Source organism: Arthrobacter sp. Y81 (assembly GCF_002929335.1).
Taxonomy (GTDB): domain Bacteria; phylum Actinomycetota; class Actinomycetes; order Actinomycetales; family Micrococcaceae; genus Arthrobacter.
The window spans coordinates 38880-54539 of record NZ_PJIL01000013.1 but is presented as its reverse complement, the minus strand read 5'-3'; the positions used below and the strand labels follow the sequence as shown (position 1 = coordinate 54539).

Genomic DNA, 15660 nt, shown 5'->3' with positions numbered 1-15660 from the left:
TCCTTGGAAAGTAGTGAAGGGTTCAGGGACTGCGTTATTTGACGGCGCTTTTATTTGACGGCTCCGCCGGTTGTGCCCGCCGCGATGTACTTCTGGGCCGCGACCAGCAGGATGATGGCCGGAATGGAGGCGAGCACCGCCGTCGCCATGACCGAACTCCAGTCGTTCACGTAGGCGCCGATGTACTGGAAGATGCCCAGCGTCACCGGCCGGACGGCTTCGGTAGTGGTCAGGGTCAGGGCGAACAGGAAGTCGCTCCAGGCGAACAGGAAGGTGAACAGCCCGGCAGTGATCAGCGAGTTCCGGCTCAGCGGCAGCACGATGGACCAGAACGCGCGGATATGGCCGGCGCCGTCCACCCTGGCCGCCTCGATCACCGAGGCCGGCATGCCGTTCATGAACGCCCGGATGATCAGGATGGCGAACGGAATGCCGTGCGCCGAGTCCGCCAGGATCAGGCCGGGGATGGAGTTGAGCAGGCCCAGGTCGTTGTAGGCGGTGTACAGGGCGTTGGCCACCACGATGCCGGGGATCATCTGGCTGATCAGGATCGCGAACAGCACGATGCCGGCGCCGCGGACCTTGAAGTAGGCCAGGGCGTACGCTGCCGGAGCGGCGATGGCCAGGCTCAGCGCCACGCTGCCCAGCGAAATGACCAGGCTGGTGCCCAGGTTGCCGCCCTGCTCGCTGATGGCGGTGGCGTAGCCGGTGAAGTCCGGTTTCAGCGGCAGCCAGGATGTTTCCAGGGTGGTGCCGTTGGGCTGCAGCGAGGCGTTGACCATCCAGTAGACCGGGAACAGCATGATGGCCAGGAAGAAGATAGCCAGCGCCGTGGACCCCCAGTTCTTGCGGTCCGCAGCGGGGCCGGAACTACGGGCGGGGCCCGGGCGGGAGGCGGCTGTCGTCGTCATCGTTTCCTCACTCATCTACGGCTCGCCGGCTGGCGCGGAGGTACAGGACCGCGAACACCAGTGAAATGATCACCAGGATGTTGCCCAGTGCGGCGCCCTCGCCGAACTTGAACTCCTGGAAGGAGAGCCCGTAGGACTGCGTTGCGATGGTCTGTGTGGAGTTGGCGGGGCCGCCGTTGGTCAGGCCCAGGATGATGTCCAGGACCTTGAGCGTGTACACGACGCCGAGCACCAGGACCACGCTTACCACCGGCCGGAGCATGGGCCATGTGATGTGCCGGAATGCCTTCCAGCCCGTGGCGCCGTCCAGCGAGCCAGCCTCATACAGCTCGTCGGGGATTTCCTGCAGGCCGCCGTAGAGGATGGTCAGGTTGAACGGAATGCCGATCCAGATGTTCACGCCGACGACGGCGATCAGCGCCAGCGACGTGCTGGTCAGCCACGGCACCCCGGTGTCCACGATGTTGAGGTCGCCCAGAAACCGGTTCAGCGCACCGCTGTCCTTGTCCAGGATCCAGCGCCACACGGCGCTCGAAACAATCAGCGGCAGCAGCCACGGCAGCAGAAGCAGGCTCCGGAGGATGCCGTTGAGCGGGAACTTCCGCTGGAAGAAGATGGCCAGCGCCAGCCCGATCACGAACTGGCCCAGGATGGACCCCACCGTGAACAATGCCGTGTTGAGCAGGGACGTGGAGAACAACGACGACGACAGGACCGCTACGTAGTTGGCCAGCCCCACCCACGGAGCTTCGCCGGTGAAGAACGTGGCGGTGGTGTAGTCCTGGAAGCTCATGACGACGTTCTTGACCACGGGGTAGCCGAAGAACAGCGCCATGTAGACGACGGCGGGGACCAGGAACAGCCACTGGAAGAGGCGTTCGCGGCGCTGGCGGCTGCGTCGCCGCGGCGCCGGAGCACTTCCGTCCGGCTCGTCCCGGGATCCGGCCCGGCCGGAGCCAGGTCTGCGGGCTCCGGCCTTCCCCACGCCCGGCTTGCCGTTCGGGGGAGTGGCCTGCGACAAATCAGTTGTCAGTGACATGGCCGCCGCCTACTGTCCCTGCGCTTGCTTCAGGGCTTCCGACGGGGACGCCTTGCCGGTGAGCGCGGTCTGGATGGCGGTGTAGATCTTGGTGGCCTGCGCGGGCCATTCCTCGCCGAGCTGGCCGGTGCGGGCGCGGGCCGTCTTCACGAGTTCGGTGAAGGTGGCGAGTTTGGGGTTCTCCTCGGCGAATTTGGCGGCCAGGGTGGTCTTGGAAGGGATGGTGTTCCGGACCTTGGCCATGGCCAGCTGGTTTTCGTCGCTGTTGAGGCAGGAAACCACCTCTGCGGCCTTGGCCTGGCGGGCCTTGTTGCCGGTCTGGGGAACGGTCCAGACTTCGCCGCCGAGCGGGGCGACCACGGTCTGGCCGGCTTCCCGGACCGGGATCTTCACCACGCCGTACTGCAGCGAGGCCTGCTTGTCGAGGGAAGGGATCTGCCAGGGTCCGTTGACCATCATGGCGGCCTTGCCGGCCAGGAACTGGTCCTTGACGTCGGCCTGGGTCCAGTTCAGGGCGGAGGAGGACACGGAACCGTCCTTCACCAGGTCGGTCCAGAGCTGCAGGGCCTGCGCCGTTTCCTCGGTGTCAATGTTCTTCTCGTTGCCGCCGTTGGACCACATGACCGGCAGGAACTGCCAGGTGCCTTCATAGGTGGGGTTGGCGTTGAACGCCAGCCCGTACTGGTCGCCCGACGTCAGCTTCGCGGCAGCCGCCTCCAGCTCGTCCCACGTGGCGGGCGGGGTGACGCCGGCCTTTGCCAGGATGTCCTTGTTGTAGAACAGCGCGATGGTGTTGACGGTGGGGGCCAGTCCGTAGACCTTGTCCTTGTAGGTGCCGGCGCTGAGGACACCGGGCGCGAAGTCGGCGGTGCTCATGTCGAAGTCAGCCAGGGGAGCCAAGGCACCCGTGGCCGCAATCTGCTGCAGGTCCGGGTTGTCCAGCATCAGGACGTCAGGCAGGGTCTTGGATGAGGACTGCTGGAGGACCTTGGAGATCAGGGATTTGCCCGGAACCGTTTCGCGCTTGATGGTGACGCCGGCCTTGGTGCCGCAGGCAGTCAGGGCATCGCCGATGAAGGTTTTGTCCGGCTCGTTGTTGTAGTAGTCCATGACGGAGATCTCCGATACCGGCTCCGTCGAGGAGGACGAAGCGGCGGTGCCGCAGCCTGAGAGCAGGATGGGCAGGCCCACGAGGGCGGTCACGGCCACGGCCAGCGGCCGGCTGTTCCGAAGTGCTGACTTCATTGTCTGTTTCCTTGTGTTGTTGGGTTTGGCGAATTGTCGGAAGAGCAGATCATCGATGCGTATCGACGATGGTCAAATAAAAAGTTTGGGCAGGGAGGGCGTAGCTAGGCGCCGTGGGGTGGACGGAGCGTGCTGGAGCGGTGCGTTATGACCGTGGGTACCAACTCCAGGGATTCGTGTGGTCCCTGGGAGTCGGCTTCGAGAAGTTGACAGATGATTTTCACGGCCCGGCGCGAGACTTCCGCGGGGCGCAGGTCGATGGTGGAGAGCGGGATGGGCTGGAGTTCGGCCAGCGTGGGGGTGGCGCTTCCGATGATGGAGACGTTCACCCCCGGCGTGAGGCCCCTGGAGGCCAGGGCCCGGCGGAGGATGTCCTGGACGGTGCGGTCGGGCGCGATGAACGCCGGCACGCCTTCAGTCGCGGCCAGGGCCCTGTCCACGGAATCGGCAATAGTAGCCTGGTCCGGGCCGCCCGGCAGGTGCTGCACGGTAACGCCCAGGGCCTCGGCGGCGGCGTCCGCGCCGCCCATGAACCGGTCCACATAATTCACATGGCGGTTCACCACGGCAGGTTGCCAGTCGATGATTGAGATGACGGAGTGTCCGGCGGCGGCGAGGTCCCGGACGCAGTGCTCGCCGGCCATTTCGAAGTCCGCATCGATGCAGACGAGTCCGGACGGATCGCGGGGGATTCCGATCAGCAGCACCGGGACGTTGAGCGTCCGGGCCACCGGCAGCCGTTCGTCCTCGTCTTCCACCTGCATGAGGATCAGGCCGTCGCAGATCTGCTGGCCGACCACGCGGCGGAGCCCGGCGGCCCCTTCGTCCTCCGTGACCAGCAGGATGTCGTGGTCGTACTGCCGTGCGGTGGAGGCAATTACGGAAACGAACTCCATGATCGAGGCCATCTCCAGCTCAGGGATGAAAGGGATGACCAGGCCGATGACGCGGGTCTTGCGGCTGGCGAGTGCCCGTGCCCCGGCGTTGGGCTGGTAGGTCAGCTGCTCAATGGCAGCCTCGACCTTTTTGCGGGTCTTCTCCGAGATGGGCCGCTTGCCGCTCAGGACGTAGGAGACGGTGCTTTGGGCGACGCCGGCCGCTTCCGCGACGTCTTTGCTGGTTGGCATGCTTTCCCACCTCCTGTGCGTCCGGGCCTTCTGGATGCCGGGCCATTTTGGTTTCGGGTCTGGATGATCCGGTGTCGATACGCATCGTCGATGCGTATCGAGAAAAAGTATGGCACGCATCACACCCCGGTGCAACGTTTATTTTGGCGTGGGTGGGCGGCGGGCCGGGTCCGGTTACAGCTCGAAGTGCGTCCTGGCCGGCCCGTGGCCCAGGGAGTCGACGATGGCTGCGGCCACGCCGTGCAGCTTGACGTTCCGGGCGCTCGAGGCGGCCTTGAGCAGCTGGAAGGCCTCCTCCTGGCTGCACCGGTTCTGGGCCATGATGATGCCGATGGCAACGTCGATGGCGGTGCGGGACTCCAGTGTTGCCTTCAGGTTTGCCGCCGTCTCGCTGAAGTGGGCGAACCTTACGGCCAGCCGGAGGGCCAGGGACGTCTGGCTGACAAAGTCCTCGGCGAGCTCCAGGACCTTGCCCTCGAACCGGCCGGGCCGGTGCGAGTAGAGGTTCAGCGCCGCCCGGGTGTCGCCGTCGAGCCGGAACGGCACGGCGAGGATGGACCGGACTCCGTGGCCCAGGACCGTGTCCGAGTACTTCGGCCAGCGGTCGTGGTCCGCAAGATCCCTGATGTGGACAGTCTCCTGGTCGCGGGAGGCGGTCATGCACGGGCCGTCACCGTAGGTGTACTGGATTTCGTCCATGGCCTGCGCTTCCGGGCTGCTGCTGGCCACCGTCGCAGCCTTCTTGTGCCGGAGCAGCGTGATTCCGCACAGGACGGCATCCCCTGGTTCGGACAGGCTGCGCGCGGACACGCGTGCGAGTTCGTGGAGGAATTCCTCTACATCTGAGCTGTTCAACACCATTTCGTGCAGGTGCTGGCTGATGGACGTTCCGTTGTTTCCGGTCGACTCGCTGGCCACGATGTTCTTGCTGCCGTTTCGTTCAGGTTAAAACGAACCGGCAGCGCGGCCATCCACCCCGAAATTTGACTAGCGGGGAAGCACGCAGAGAAGCCGGATCGTAGAACTATCCAACGGCTCTCTGCTAAACCGTACCGGGAAAGTATATACATCCCTTGCCGGGCTCCGGTCGCGTGTGACAACGGGCACCGGAGGCCGGGCGGGCGGCTGCAGCGATGCCCTCTGTGTCCTCTGAATCCGGGCCGAAAGGCCCTTCGCTCCCGGCTCCCGCCTGCCGGATAGTGGGAGAAGGGCGGCCGCCGAAGCCCCTCCCCGCATCCCTGCCTACCGATGGATTGCCCGGACGCCGACAGCGGCCAATGTCACACTGCGAACGGCTGGCGATGAGTATTTTCGAGGACAGGGTTGAAGCGGGGCGGCGGCTTGGCCAGCGCCTCGAATACCTTCGCGGCCAGAACATCGTGATCCTCGGACTGCCCCGCGGCGGTGTTCCCGTCGCCTTCGAAGTCGCCGCGGCGCTGGATGCGCCCCTGGACGTCATTGTGGTGCGGAAGCTGGGTGTGCCGTTCCAGCCTGAGCTGGCGATGGGAGCCATCGGTGAAGGCGGCGCACGCGTGCTGGACAAGCACATCATCTCGCGCGTCAGGGTGTCGGAAGCCGAACTCGGAGCGGTTGAGGAACGGGAGCGCGCGGTGCTCGAGACGCGGGTGGAACGGTTCAGGAAGGGACGGACCCGCATTGACCTGAGGGGCCGCACCGCCGTGATTGTCGACGACGGCATCGCCACCGGTTCCACGGCCCGCGTGGCGTGCCTGATTGCCCGGCAGCTGGGCGCTGCCAAGGTGCTGCTCGCAGTTCCGGTGGCCCCGGCAGACACGCTCTCGGATCTCCGCGAAGCTGACGAAATCGTATGCCTCGCAACGCCCCGCCACTTCACCGCCGTCGGCTATCACTACCGCGACTTTTCCCCCACGGGCGACGACGAAGTGGTGCTGCTGCTCGACGCGGCAGCCAAACGGCTGCACAGCGCCCAGTCCGCCGCCAACGGGATCGGCGTCGATGAGGACGTACAGATTGAGGTGGGCGCAGTTCAGCTCCAGGGGCACCTCTACCTCCCGGCGACGGGGGCGGCCGTGGTGGTGTTCGCGCACGGAAGCGGCAGCGGCAGGCACAGCCCCCGCAACCGTTTTGTGGCCTCGATCCTTCAGCGGGCGGGGCTGGGGACACTGCTCCTTGACCTGCTCACCCCCGCCGAGGAACTCAACCGTGCCAATGTGTTCGACATTGAACTGCTGGCGGGCCGGCTGGCAGGGGCAACGGGATGGCTCGCCGGCCGGCCCGACACTGCCGGAAGCCGCGTGGGGTACTTCGGTGCAAGCACGGGCGCCGGCGCCGCGTTGTGGGCGGCGGCGGAACCCGGAGCGCGGGTGGGGGCCGTGGTTTCGCGCGGTGGCCGTCCGGACCTCGCCGGCAAGAGGCTCGCCGCCGTCCACGCGCCCACCCTCCTGATAGTGGGCGGCGCCGACCGCGAGGTGCTGGAGCTCAACCATTGGGCCCAGGCCCTGATGCGGTGTCCCAACCAGCTGTCGGTGGTTCCGGGAGCCACCCACCTGTTCGAGGAGCCCGGGACGCTGTCCGAGGCTGCGGCACTGGCCAGGGACTGGTTCGTCCGCTACCTCGTGCCGGGCGGAACTGAAGGGCCGCGATGACGGGCGCGGGCGCGCCCGGAGCCTAGCCGCCGTGCTGCGGCAGCCTGCCCTGCAACACTTCGCGGTACAGCGAGACATGGTCAGCCACCATGCGCCCGATGCTGAAACGCGTCTCGGCCGACTGCCGGCAAGCTCGCCGGTCCAGGGCCGACGCCAGGACGAGTGCTTCGGCCAGTTCCCGGATGGTGCCGCGGAGGTAGCCGGTGACGCCGTCGTCCACGATTTCAGGGGCCGCACCGGAACCCGTACCCACCACGGGAGTGCCGGTTGCCAGTGCTTCGATCATCACCAGGCCGAAGGGTTCCGGCCACTGGATCGGGTTGAGGAATGCCGCTGCGCCGCCCATCAGCTGGTATTTTTCCGCTGCGGTCAGTTCACCAAGGAACTCCACGTCGGGCCCCAGCAGCGGGGCAACCTGGCTGTCGAAGTAGTCAGCTTCCTCCTCGCCTTGGACGCGGGCGGACATCAGCAGCCTGAATCCCGCCTCCCGGGCGGCGAGGATGGCTTCCCTGGGGCCCTTGTCCGGACTCATTCGGCCGAGGAACGCCGCGTAGCCGCCGCTTCCGTCACCCACCGGAACGGCGTCCACGTCGATGCCGTGGTGGATCACGCGGGCGACGCTGATGCCTTTGGCATCGGCGGCCTGCCGATGCGAGATCGCCACCATGGACACATCGGGCCCCATTAGCCGGTAGAGATCCCCAAGGTGCGAGCTGAACGGCCCGTGGCTGGTGGTGACCACGGGCAGGGCTGCCGGGCGGTAGCGGAAAAACGGTCCCGCCACGGTGTGGTCGTGCACCAGATCCATATCCGTCATGGCGGCATAGGCGCGGCCCACATGGTACAGCTCCGCACCGGCGAACCATGTGGCAGATGTGCCGATGCTCGGCTTCGGCATGTCCGGCACGAGGGGAACGGGGCAGGTGCTTCCCGCCGGGGCGGCGAGCAGTACCTCGTGACCGGCGGCAACCAACCCGCGGGCCAGCCCGTCCACCACCACTTCGGTGCCGCCATAACGCGGGGGAGGCACCGGCAACCAGGGCGGGGCGATCAGTCCGATGCGCATGCCTGATCACCTCCTCACATCCGGGGAGCCGCGATTTGCCGCTAATTTAGATTCCCACCGGCGCTTACGGCTTCCCAGTGCCTTTAGTCCCGGTCGGTTTTTCCTTGAGAGGCCCTCTCCGTCTTGGTAGGGTGTTGTCATCAGTCTGGGGTTGATCTAAGAACTCGGTGAAGCAGTCCGCCGTGTGAGTCTCGCTGCCTTGGGGAGTCGCATGAGCCCGGACCTTCCGGTTTTCAAACCGTACACATCAACCTGCGTTCGATGGCGCCATGTGGCGTGAACCCATCCGCAGGCGCACCGAGGATCTGTTGCGCGACTTCGTCGCCCGGGCGGACGAACTTGTGCGCGCCCAGGACCAGATGCAGGGCCTGCTTGGCGCCGTAGTCTCGCTCACAGAGGACCTCAGCCTCGAAGCCGTCCTTGACCGTGTGGTGCAGTCCGCCTGCGAACTGGTGGGAGCGCGCTATGGCGCGCTCGGCGTGCTCGACGACGGCCACCAACTGGGACACTTCATCACGGTAGGAATCGACGACGACGGCATCCGGCTGATCGGCGAGCTCCCCACGGGCCGCGGCGTACTCGGGCACCTGATCAACCAGCCCGAAGCCCTGCGGCTGGACGACCTGGGAGCCCACCGGATGGCCAGCGGGTTCCCTCCGAACCATCCGGATATGAAGACCTTCCTCGGCGTGCCGGTCCGTGTTCGGGGCGCGGTATTCGGGAACCTTTACCTCACAGAGAAGCTCGACGGCGGGCCGTTCACCGAGGAGGACCAGGAACTGGCCTCGGCGCTGGCATCGGCCGCGGGAGTCGCCATCGAGAATGCGCGGCTGTACGAGGACACGCGGCGGCGCCAACGGTGGCTTGAAGCCGGGCTCGAGGTCAGCGACCAGCTGAGTTCCGCGCTGTTCCCCGGCGAAACGGACAACCTGGACCTCGTGGCAGAGCGGGCACTGACCGTTTCGGACTCGATCCTCGCCGTGGTTGCCTATCCCGATGCCGACGGCACCCAGCGGTGCCGGACCATGGTGGGCGTACAGTCCCTCCCCGCCGGCCAGGAGCTGCCGGCTTCGAAGATCGTCGCCGAGGTCCTTGACACCGGCATGTCGGCGCTGGTCCGGGATCCCAGCGACGTGTTCGGATCCGGCACGGACGCGAAACTGGGTCCGCTGCTGGTGGCGGCCCTGGGGCGCAAGAGTAGCGAATGCGGCCTGCTGATCCTCGCCCGGCCCGCAGGAGCGGCGCTGTACCTCCAAGCCGACATCCAGTCCAGTGCCGTCTTCGGTTCCCGGGTGGGGCTGGCCCTGGGGCTGGTCCGGGCGAGGGAGCGCAGGGAAGAGCAGCTCTTGTCCACCGACCGGGACAGGATCGCCCGGGACCTGCACGACCTCGTGATCCAGCGGCTGTTCGGGGCGGGGCTGAGCATGCAGAGCCTACGGCGGTACATCCCGGACCCCGTGGCCCAGGACCGCATCTCGGCGGTGACTGCGGAGCTGGACAGCACCATCCACGAACTCAGGGACACCATCTACTCGATGCGGACCGGCCATGGCCAGAAGGAGCCGCTCACCGGCCTCATCATGCGGACCATCCACGAGGGGATTCGGAACTCTGAATTTTCACCCAAGGTCCAGCTGACGGGACCGGTGGACGAAGCGGTACCCGACGCCGTCGTCGAACAACTGCTGCCGGTGCTGTCCGAGGGCCTGAGCAACGCGGTAAGGCACTCGGGTGCCGACGAAATCGACATCAGCCTGACTGCCGGGACAGACGGCGTGGAGCTCAGGATTGCGGACAACGGCTGCGGGTTCGAAAACCCCCTGCGTATCAGCGGAATCGCCAACATGAAGCACCGTGCCGTGGCTTTGGGCGGTGAATGCTCCATCAAGAGCAGCCCGGGGCGCGGCACCCGCCTGACCTGGTCCGCCCCGTCCAGGTGACCCGGGCAAGGTGACCGGGGTAGGCAAGCGGGGGCCGGTGCGGGCGGCGATTGAAACCTAGCTGGGCAGCTCGAAGCCCAGTTTCACGAGGATTCCTGCCACCTGCATCTTCACTGCCGCCCGGGCAAACCTGGTTTCCTCGCTGATCTCGCGGTTGGTCAGGCCCTGCCCCATCAGGGCAAGGACCTCCAGCTCGTGCGAACTCAGGCCGCTGCGATCCGCCTGGGCCTTGTACAGGCCCTCCATTACCCTGCGTTTCGCCCCTGGCGCCAGCAACGATTCGCCGGTGGCGACCCTGCGGATGCCCTCGATGAGGGCGGTTCCGGGCAGCTGCCGGAGCACGTAGCCGGCCGCGCCGGCCAATACCGCACTGCCCAGGGCATGGTCGTCGTCGTAGCTGCTGAGCAGCAGGCACCGGAGCGACGCGTTGTCGGAGAGGATCTCCCGGCACACCTCGATGCCGGTACCCTCCGGCAGATGCGCCCCGATCACCACCAGATCCGGGTTCAGCCCGGGGATCCTTTGGCTCGCCTCGGCGGCCGAACCGCTCTCGCCCACCACCACGAAGTGCGCCTCTTCCAGCAGCTCCCGGAGCCCCAGCCGGACGAGGGCATGGCTGTCGAGGATGTATACCCGCGTCCCCCCAACAACGTTGTCCCCGTGTGCTGGGTCAGTGGCCACGGTGAGCATCACCCGGTCCTGGTTCATCGGAGCGGTAACCGACCTGCCCGTGTGCCGGTTGCCGGCGGCTGTGGAAGGCGTAATACAACAAGTACACGCCAGCCACCAGCGGGACCAGGGCCGTGATGTACTCCATGGCGCCGAAGTTCACCGTGGACTGAACGGCGAACGACAGCCCCAGGGCGGCAAGCACCGCAGCCGGGATCAAGGGCCATTTCATCCGCTCCGGAATGAAGGCCAGAGCGCCAAAGGTGGCGGCGAGGCCCAGGAACAGCACAGCCGCCACGGATGTTCCGTCCAGCCCGTCCGGCAAGGCCACCACCAGGGCCAGCGTGAGCATCACGCCGCAGGGAATCAGCGCCCACCAGTTGGCCTGCTCACGGAAGTACACAGCCGCGAAGCCGGCGGCGATAAAGAGGAAGAACAACGAGCCCGGCCAGTCGCCCACTTGTCCGGGCCACAGCCCGGTGGTGGCGATGACTGCGGCCAGCCCCAAGAGGACAAACCCCGGAATGGCCGCCCACCAGTTGGCGCGGCTCCTGGAAAATACCGCCAGGAAGGCGGCGCCGGCCGTGCCAAAGGCAAACGGCCACACCAGCGCTCCGGAGTCGAGCACTCCCAGCGAGTCCAGCAGCAGCAGGGCGCCCGCCAGCAGCAGGACTGCGCCTGCAATGATGCTCGCCGTTGCTGCTTTCATGACGATGCCCCCGGGACGTGTCGCGCGGTGCTCACCGCGCTCATGAATTCAGGTTAGGGCTTGGACACCAACCGGGATTAGGGCACAAAGTCACTGAACACACGGTAGCCCTGAAGCCACCGGCTTTCGTCCATGTCTTTTGGCTCTATTGACATAACGCCAGACTGGACCATCCTTAATATCAATCCAGTTCGGAGGTAACGATGCCGCTTTCTGAACATGAAAGGGACATCCTCAGGCAGATCGAACAGTCGCTTCTCGAGGATGATCCGCGATTCGCCGCGCGTATGGAAGGCCGGCGCCGTTTACTGATGCGCCGGGTAGTGCTCGGGGCGTTGTGCGTGGTCTTCGGATTCCTCATGGTGATCGCAGGTGCCGTCCTGCAGCTGCTGTATTTAGGCGTCTCCGGCTTCGCGGTGATGGTGGCCGGTGGCTACTACGCCTCCCTGGGCATTGGTCCGAGCAGGCTTCCGTTCGGACGCCCGAGCCTCGGCCTGCCAGGCCAGTCACAGCATATCTAAGGACCCCATACGCCTGCTCCGTCCGAGCCGGGTGCTCCGACGGGCAGGGCCCGCTTCTTCCTAGGACTCAGAGGGCCAGCCAAAAGGGCTGCGCGCGTGCCGCAGCGCCCCTAGGGTGGAATGACGACGGCGGTGCCGGAAGACCACAGGTGCACTGCTGCCGCCAACAACCCAGAGGAGTTCCTGATGAGAGTTGCTGTTACCGGAGGAAGCGGGAAGCTGGGCAGAAGCGTGGTCCGCAGGCTCGCCGCGGACGGGCACAACGTCCTGAACCTGGACCGCTCGGGCGCGAGGGGCCGAGGCTTCACCCAAGTGGACCTGCGCGACTACGGCCAGGTGCTGGACGTCCTCCTTGGCCTCGATGACCGCCACCAGGGCTTCGACGCGGTGGTGCACCTGGGTGCCATTCCGGCGCCCGGCCTGGCGCCGGACGCAGCCACCTTCGAGAACAATATGCTGGCCACCTACAACGTCTTCCAGGCCGCGCGCCGGGCCGGGATCAAACGGATTGTCTACGCCTCCAGCGAGACGGTGCTGGGACTGCCGTTCGACGTCGAGCCGCCCTACATCCCGGTGGATGAGGAATATCCGGCCCGGCCGGAGAGCACGTACTCGCTGGTCAAGCACCTGGAGGAGCAGATGGCCATCCAGCTGACCCGCTGGGACCCGGAACTGAGCATTGTGGGACTGCGGTTCTCCAATGTCATGGACCCTGAGGACTACGAAGACTTTCCGGCCTTTGACTCCGACGCCACGCTGCGGAAGTGGAACCTGTGGGGCTACATCGACGGCCGCGACGGCGCCCAGGCCGTGGCCCGGGCGCTGGAGAACGGCAAACCCGGGTTCGAGGCGTTCATCATTGCCAACGAGGACACGGTCATGAGCAGGTCCAGTGCCAGCCTGGCCGCGGAAGTCTTTCCCGGCGTCAAGGTAACCAGGGAACTCGGCGAACACGAGACCATGCTGTCCATCGACAAGGCCAAGCGTCTCCTGGGCTACGCCCCCGAGCACAGCTGGCGCAGCTACCACCCGAACCGCACCACCCCCACCGAGGACTGAGGAGCACTATGGAATACCGCACACTAGGCAACAGCGGCGCCGTCGTTTCCAACTACGCGCTGGGCACCATGACATTCGGTGCTGAAGCCACCGAGGACACCTCGTTCGCCATCCTTGATGACTACTTTGCAGCCGGCGGCAACTTCATCGATACCGCGGACGTCTACAGCCAGGGGGTCTCGGAGCAGATCATCGGCCGCTGGCTGGCGGCCCGTCCCGACGTCCGGGACCACGCTGTTGTGGCCACCAAGGGCCGCTTCCCCATGGGCAAGGCTCCAAACGATCTCGGAACCTCGCGCCGGCACCTGACGCGTGCCCTCGACGATTCGCTGCGACGCCTCGGCGTCGAACAGATCGACCTGTACCAGATGCACGCGTGGGATCCCATCACGCCGCTGGAGGAGACGCTGCGCTTCCTGCACGACTCCGTCAGCAGCGGCAAGATTGCCTACTACGGCTTCTCGAACTTCCTGGGCTGGCAGCTGACCAAGGCGGTGCACCTCGCCAGGGCCAACGGCTGGAGCGCACCGGTCACCCTGCAGCCGCAATACAGCCTGCTGGTCCGCGAAATTGAATCGGAGATTGTTCCCGCCTCCCTGGACGCCGGCATCGGCCTGCTGCCGTGGTCGCCCCTTGGCGGCGGCTGGCTCTCCGGCAAGTACAAGCGTGACGAGGCACCGGCCGGTGCCACCCGGCTCGGCGAGAATCCGAAACGCGGCATGGAAGCCTGGCAGGCCCGCAATGACAATCCGCGGACCTGGGAGGTTATCGGAACCGTGGAGAAGATCGCGGCGGACCACGGCGTGAGTGCCTCGCAGGTTGCCCTGGCCTGGCTGGCGGGCCGCCCGGCGGTGACGTCCGTGATCCTCGGGGCCCGCACCACGGAGCAGTTGGCGGACAACCTTGCCGCGGCGGACCTGCAGCTGTCGGAGGACGAAACCCGGCGCCTGACCGAGGTCAGCCAGCCGCAGCTGGGCGTGTACCCGTACGGTCCGATGGCACAGGAGCAGCGCACCCGGAAGATCGAGGGCGGCCGCTAAGCAGCGCCGGAAACACAACGGACTGAACCACCGAAAAGGGAGGCCGACGGCGGCATGTGACTGCCGCCGTCGGCCTCCCTTTTGTTGTCAGGGCCGCTGATCCTGCTTTTGTTCCTGCCTAGCGGCCCATCCGGCGAATTTCGTAGCCGTCGGCCTTGGCCACCAGCTGGCGGCCGTGGTTGCCGTCAAACTTCAGCCACAGCACGGATGAGTCAGCGGTGGCGTCTTCCACCTCGCCGGTGCGGACTATCCGGCCCTCGTGGCGCAACTCCACCCAGCTGCCAATCAGCAGCTGCCAGTCATCCGGTGCTTCATCGGTCTGCTCCATTGGCGGGGGCATGCGGGCTGTCCTTCTCTGACTGGGCAGGGCGTCCGGTGCGTGGACCGGGTCAGGGGTTGCGGACGGCGCTTGCCTGCTCGGTGCCGGCGGGCACAGCCACCGGGCGGTCCTGGGCGGGTTCCTTGGTTTCGGCACCGGCAGGAGGTGTCGTCCTGAGCTTGAACCGCTTTCCGATGGCCGAACCGCCGCCGCTGCTGCGGTTCTTGTTGAAGATGTCGAAGCCGACGGCAAGGAGGAGCACCAGGCCCTTGATGAGCTGCTGGTAGTCGGTGCCGAGGCCGAGGATCGACATGCCGTTGTTGAGCACACCCATGATCAGGCCGCCCACCATGGCTCCGGCCACGGTGCCGATACCGCCTTGTACTGCGGCACCGCCGATGAAAGCGGCAGCGATGGAGTCCAGCTCGAAGCCTGTGCCGCCGGCCGGCTGGGCGGAGTTCAGGCGGGCCGTGAACACGAGGCCTGCCAGCGCGGCCAGCACACCCATGTTTACGAACAGCCGGAACGTCACTGCTTTGGTCTTGATGCCTGAAAGTTCGGCGGCGTGGAGGTTGCCACCGATTGCATAGGTATGGCGGCCGAAGATGCTGTTGTTCATGAGCGCCGAGTAGACGATGACCAGGACAGCCAGCACGATCAGCACGATGGGTGTTCCCCGGTAGCTGGCGAGCAGGAAGGTGATGGTGAGCATCAGCAGGGCGATGAACCCGGTCTTGATGGCGAACCACGCCATGGGTTCGTTTTCGAGGTTGAACTTGCGGCGGACGCGGCGTTCCTTGATGGCCTGGAAGAGGATGGCCGCCGTGCCTCCAACGCCCAGGATGACGGTCAGCCATTCGAGCACGGAGGTGCCGCCGGAGATATCGGGGAGGAAGCCGCCGCCGAGGGCTCGCAGTTCGGCAGGGAACGGGGTGATCTGCTGGTTCTTGAGCGTGATCAGGGTCAGTCCGCGGAAAATGAGCATGCCGGCGAGGGTCACGATGAACGCGGGGATTCCAACGTAAGCGATCCAGTAGCCCTGCCAGGCGCCGACCAGGGCGCCGACGAGCAGGCATGCCGGGATGGCAATCCACCACGCCCAGCCCCAGTGGACGATCATCACACCTGATACGGCGCCGATGAAGCCGGCGATGGACCCCACGGAGAGGTCGATGTGGCCGGCAATGATGACCATGACCATGCCGATGGCCAGGATCAGGATGTAGCTGTTCTGGACCACCAGGTTGGTGACATTCTGCGGTTGCAGCAGGATGCCGTCGGTCAGGACCTGGAAGAGCAGGACGATCAGGATCAGGGCGACGAAGATGCCAACCTGGCGGAGGCGGCTTGTGAGGAAGCCAAGGGATTCTCGTAGGGCGGACATGTTC

At 66.0% G+C, this 15660-nt stretch carries 15 protein-coding genes; 5 read left to right on the top strand and 10 right to left on the bottom strand.

Annotated elements, in window-relative coordinates; all coding sequences use genetic code 11:
- Positions 1 to 50: 50 nt before the first annotated feature.
- The 5 genes from CXQ91_RS16690 to CXQ91_RS16670 form a co-directional block, all read right to left on the bottom strand.
- Positions 51 to 911 carry a carbohydrate ABC transporter permease gene (locus tag CXQ91_RS16690; RefSeq protein WP_104175017.1) on the bottom strand — a complete coding sequence of 287 codons (861 nt, stop codon included), beginning with the start codon at positions 909 to 911 and terminating at the stop codon, positions 51 to 53.
- A gap of 7 nt (positions 912 to 918) precedes the next feature.
- Positions 919 to 1950: a carbohydrate ABC transporter permease gene (locus tag CXQ91_RS16685; protein ID WP_104175016.1), complete on the bottom strand. Its 1032-nt coding sequence runs from the start codon at positions 1948 to 1950 to the stop codon at positions 919 to 921.
- Positions 1951 to 1959: 9 nt separating this feature from the next.
- A complete protein-coding gene (locus CXQ91_RS16680; protein WP_104175015.1) occupies positions 1960 to 3195 on the bottom strand; it encodes an ABC transporter substrate-binding protein in 1236 nt (411 codons plus the stop codon).
- 104 nt (positions 3196 to 3299) lie between these two features.
- Positions 3300 to 4322 carry a LacI family DNA-binding transcriptional regulator gene (locus CXQ91_RS16675; protein ID WP_104175014.1) on the bottom strand — a complete coding sequence of 341 codons (1023 nt, stop codon included), beginning with the start codon at positions 4320 to 4322 and terminating at the stop codon, positions 3300 to 3302.
- A 174-nt stretch (positions 4323 to 4496) separates the two neighbouring features.
- The gene (locus tag CXQ91_RS16670) at positions 4497 to 5240 is read right to left on the bottom strand and encodes a GAF and ANTAR domain-containing protein (RefSeq protein ID WP_104175013.1); all 744 of its coding nucleotides are present in this window, start codon (positions 5238 to 5240) and stop codon (positions 4497 to 4499) included.
- A 383-nt stretch (positions 5241 to 5623) separates the two neighbouring features.
- On the opposite strand from CXQ91_RS16670, the gene CXQ91_RS16665 reads away from it, so the two are divergent.
- Positions 5624 to 6949, top strand: a complete 1326-nt coding sequence (locus CXQ91_RS16665; RefSeq protein WP_104175096.1) for a phosphoribosyltransferase — start codon at positions 5624 to 5626, stop codon at positions 6947 to 6949.
- A 22-nt stretch (positions 6950 to 6971) separates the two neighbouring features.
- Here CXQ91_RS16665 and CXQ91_RS16660 read toward each other — a convergent pair whose 3' ends face one another.
- On the bottom strand, positions 6972 to 8015 hold the full coding sequence (locus CXQ91_RS16660; RefSeq protein ID WP_104175012.1) for a glycosyltransferase family 4 protein: 1044 nt from the start codon (positions 8013 to 8015) through the stop codon (positions 6972 to 6974).
- A gap of 269 nt (positions 8016 to 8284) precedes the next feature.
- On the opposite strand from CXQ91_RS16660, the gene CXQ91_RS16655 reads away from it, so the two are divergent.
- Positions 8285 to 9955, top strand: coding sequence for a GAF domain-containing sensor histidine kinase (locus tag CXQ91_RS16655; protein WP_104175011.1), 1671 nt, complete (start codon positions 8285 to 8287; stop codon positions 9953 to 9955).
- A gap of 57 nt (positions 9956 to 10012) precedes the next feature.
- Here CXQ91_RS16655 and CXQ91_RS16650 read toward each other — a convergent pair whose 3' ends face one another.
- Both CXQ91_RS16650 and CXQ91_RS16645 read right to left on the bottom strand, forming a co-directional pair.
- Positions 10013 to 10645: a response regulator transcription factor gene (locus CXQ91_RS16650; protein ID WP_104175010.1), complete on the bottom strand. Its 633-nt coding sequence runs from the start codon at positions 10643 to 10645 to the stop codon at positions 10013 to 10015.
- On the bottom strand, positions 10626 to 11333 hold the full coding sequence (locus CXQ91_RS16645) for a hypothetical protein (RefSeq protein WP_258074052.1): 708 nt from the start codon (positions 11331 to 11333) through the stop codon (positions 10626 to 10628). The genes CXQ91_RS16650 and CXQ91_RS16645 overlap by 20 nt, the downstream gene beginning before the upstream one ends.
- A gap of 203 nt (positions 11334 to 11536) precedes the next feature.
- Here CXQ91_RS16645 and CXQ91_RS16640 point away from each other — a divergent pair, with 203 nt between their 5' ends.
- From CXQ91_RS16640 to CXQ91_RS16630, 3 genes are all read left to right on the top strand, one after another.
- Positions 11537 to 11854: a DUF3040 domain-containing protein gene (locus CXQ91_RS16640; RefSeq protein WP_104175009.1), complete on the top strand. Its 318-nt coding sequence runs from the start codon at positions 11537 to 11539 to the stop codon at positions 11852 to 11854.
- Between the two features lie 186 nt (positions 11855 to 12040).
- Positions 12041 to 12913, top strand: coding sequence for an NAD(P)-dependent oxidoreductase (locus CXQ91_RS16635; RefSeq protein WP_104175095.1), 873 nt, complete (start codon positions 12041 to 12043; stop codon positions 12911 to 12913).
- An 8-nt stretch (positions 12914 to 12921) separates the two neighbouring features.
- Positions 12922 to 13953: an aldo/keto reductase gene (locus CXQ91_RS16630; RefSeq protein WP_104175008.1), complete on the top strand. Its 1032-nt coding sequence runs from the start codon at positions 12922 to 12924 to the stop codon at positions 13951 to 13953.
- 118 nt (positions 13954 to 14071) lie between these two features.
- Here CXQ91_RS16630 and CXQ91_RS16625 read toward each other — a convergent pair whose 3' ends face one another.
- Positions 14072 to 14293 (bottom strand): hypothetical protein, encoded by a 222-nt coding sequence (locus CXQ91_RS16625; RefSeq protein WP_146072368.1) that lies wholly within the window; start codon positions 14291 to 14293, stop codon positions 14072 to 14074.
- Positions 14294 to 14342: 49 nt separating this feature from the next.
- Positions 14343 to 15656: a multiple monosaccharide ABC transporter permease gene (gene mmsB / locus CXQ91_RS16620; RefSeq protein WP_104175006.1), complete on the bottom strand. Its 1314-nt coding sequence runs from the start codon at positions 15654 to 15656 to the stop codon at positions 14343 to 14345.
- Positions 15657 to 15660: the final 4 nt, after the last annotated feature.

What these genes read in the sequence shown, in the direction of transcription:
- CXQ91_RS16690 (WP_104175017.1), bottom strand. Translation starts at nt 911, where the DNA reads ATGACGACGACAGCCGCCTCCCGCCCGGGCCCCGCCCGTAGTTCCGGC.
- CXQ91_RS16685 (WP_104175016.1), bottom strand. Translation starts at nt 1,950, where the DNA reads ATGTCACTGACAACTGATTTGTCGCAGGCCACTCCCCCGAACGGCAAG.
- CXQ91_RS16680 (WP_104175015.1), bottom strand. Translation starts at nt 3,195, where the DNA reads ATGAAGTCAGCACTTCGGAACAGCCGGCCGCTGGCCGTGGCCGTGACC.
- CXQ91_RS16675 (WP_104175014.1), bottom strand. Translation starts at nt 4,322, where the DNA reads ATGCCAACCAGCAAAGACGTCGCGGAAGCGGCCGGCGTCGCCCAAAGC.
- CXQ91_RS16665 (WP_104175096.1), top strand. Translation starts at nt 5,624, where the DNA reads ATGAGTATTTTCGAGGACAGGGTTGAAGCGGGGCGGCGGCTTGGCCAG.
- CXQ91_RS16660 (WP_104175012.1), bottom strand. Translation starts at nt 8,015, where the DNA reads ATGCGCATCGGACTGATCGCCCCGCCCTGGTTGCCGGTGCCTCCCCCG.
- CXQ91_RS16655 (WP_104175011.1), top strand. Translation starts at nt 8,285, where the DNA reads ATGTGGCGTGAACCCATCCGCAGGCGCACCGAGGATCTGTTGCGCGAC.
- CXQ91_RS16650 (WP_104175010.1), bottom strand. Translation starts at nt 10,645, where the DNA reads ATGCTCACCGTGGCCACTGACCCAGCACACGGGGACAACGTTGTTGGG.
- CXQ91_RS16645 (WP_258074052.1), bottom strand. Translation starts at nt 11,333, where the DNA reads ATGAAAGCAGCAACGGCGAGCATCATTGCAGGCGCAGTCCTGCTGCTG.
- CXQ91_RS16640 (WP_104175009.1), top strand. Translation starts at nt 11,537, where the DNA reads ATGCCGCTTTCTGAACATGAAAGGGACATCCTCAGGCAGATCGAACAG.
- CXQ91_RS16635 (WP_104175095.1), top strand. Translation starts at nt 12,041, where the DNA reads ATGAGAGTTGCTGTTACCGGAGGAAGCGGGAAGCTGGGCAGAAGCGTG.
- CXQ91_RS16630 (WP_104175008.1), top strand. Translation starts at nt 12,922, where the DNA reads ATGGAATACCGCACACTAGGCAACAGCGGCGCCGTCGTTTCCAACTAC.
- CXQ91_RS16625 (WP_146072368.1), bottom strand. Translation starts at nt 14,293, where the DNA reads ATGCCCCCGCCAATGGAGCAGACCGATGAAGCACCGGATGACTGGCAG.
- mmsB (WP_104175006.1), bottom strand. Translation starts at nt 15,656, where the DNA reads ATGTCCGCCCTACGAGAATCCCTTGGCTTCCTCACAAGCCGCCTCCGC.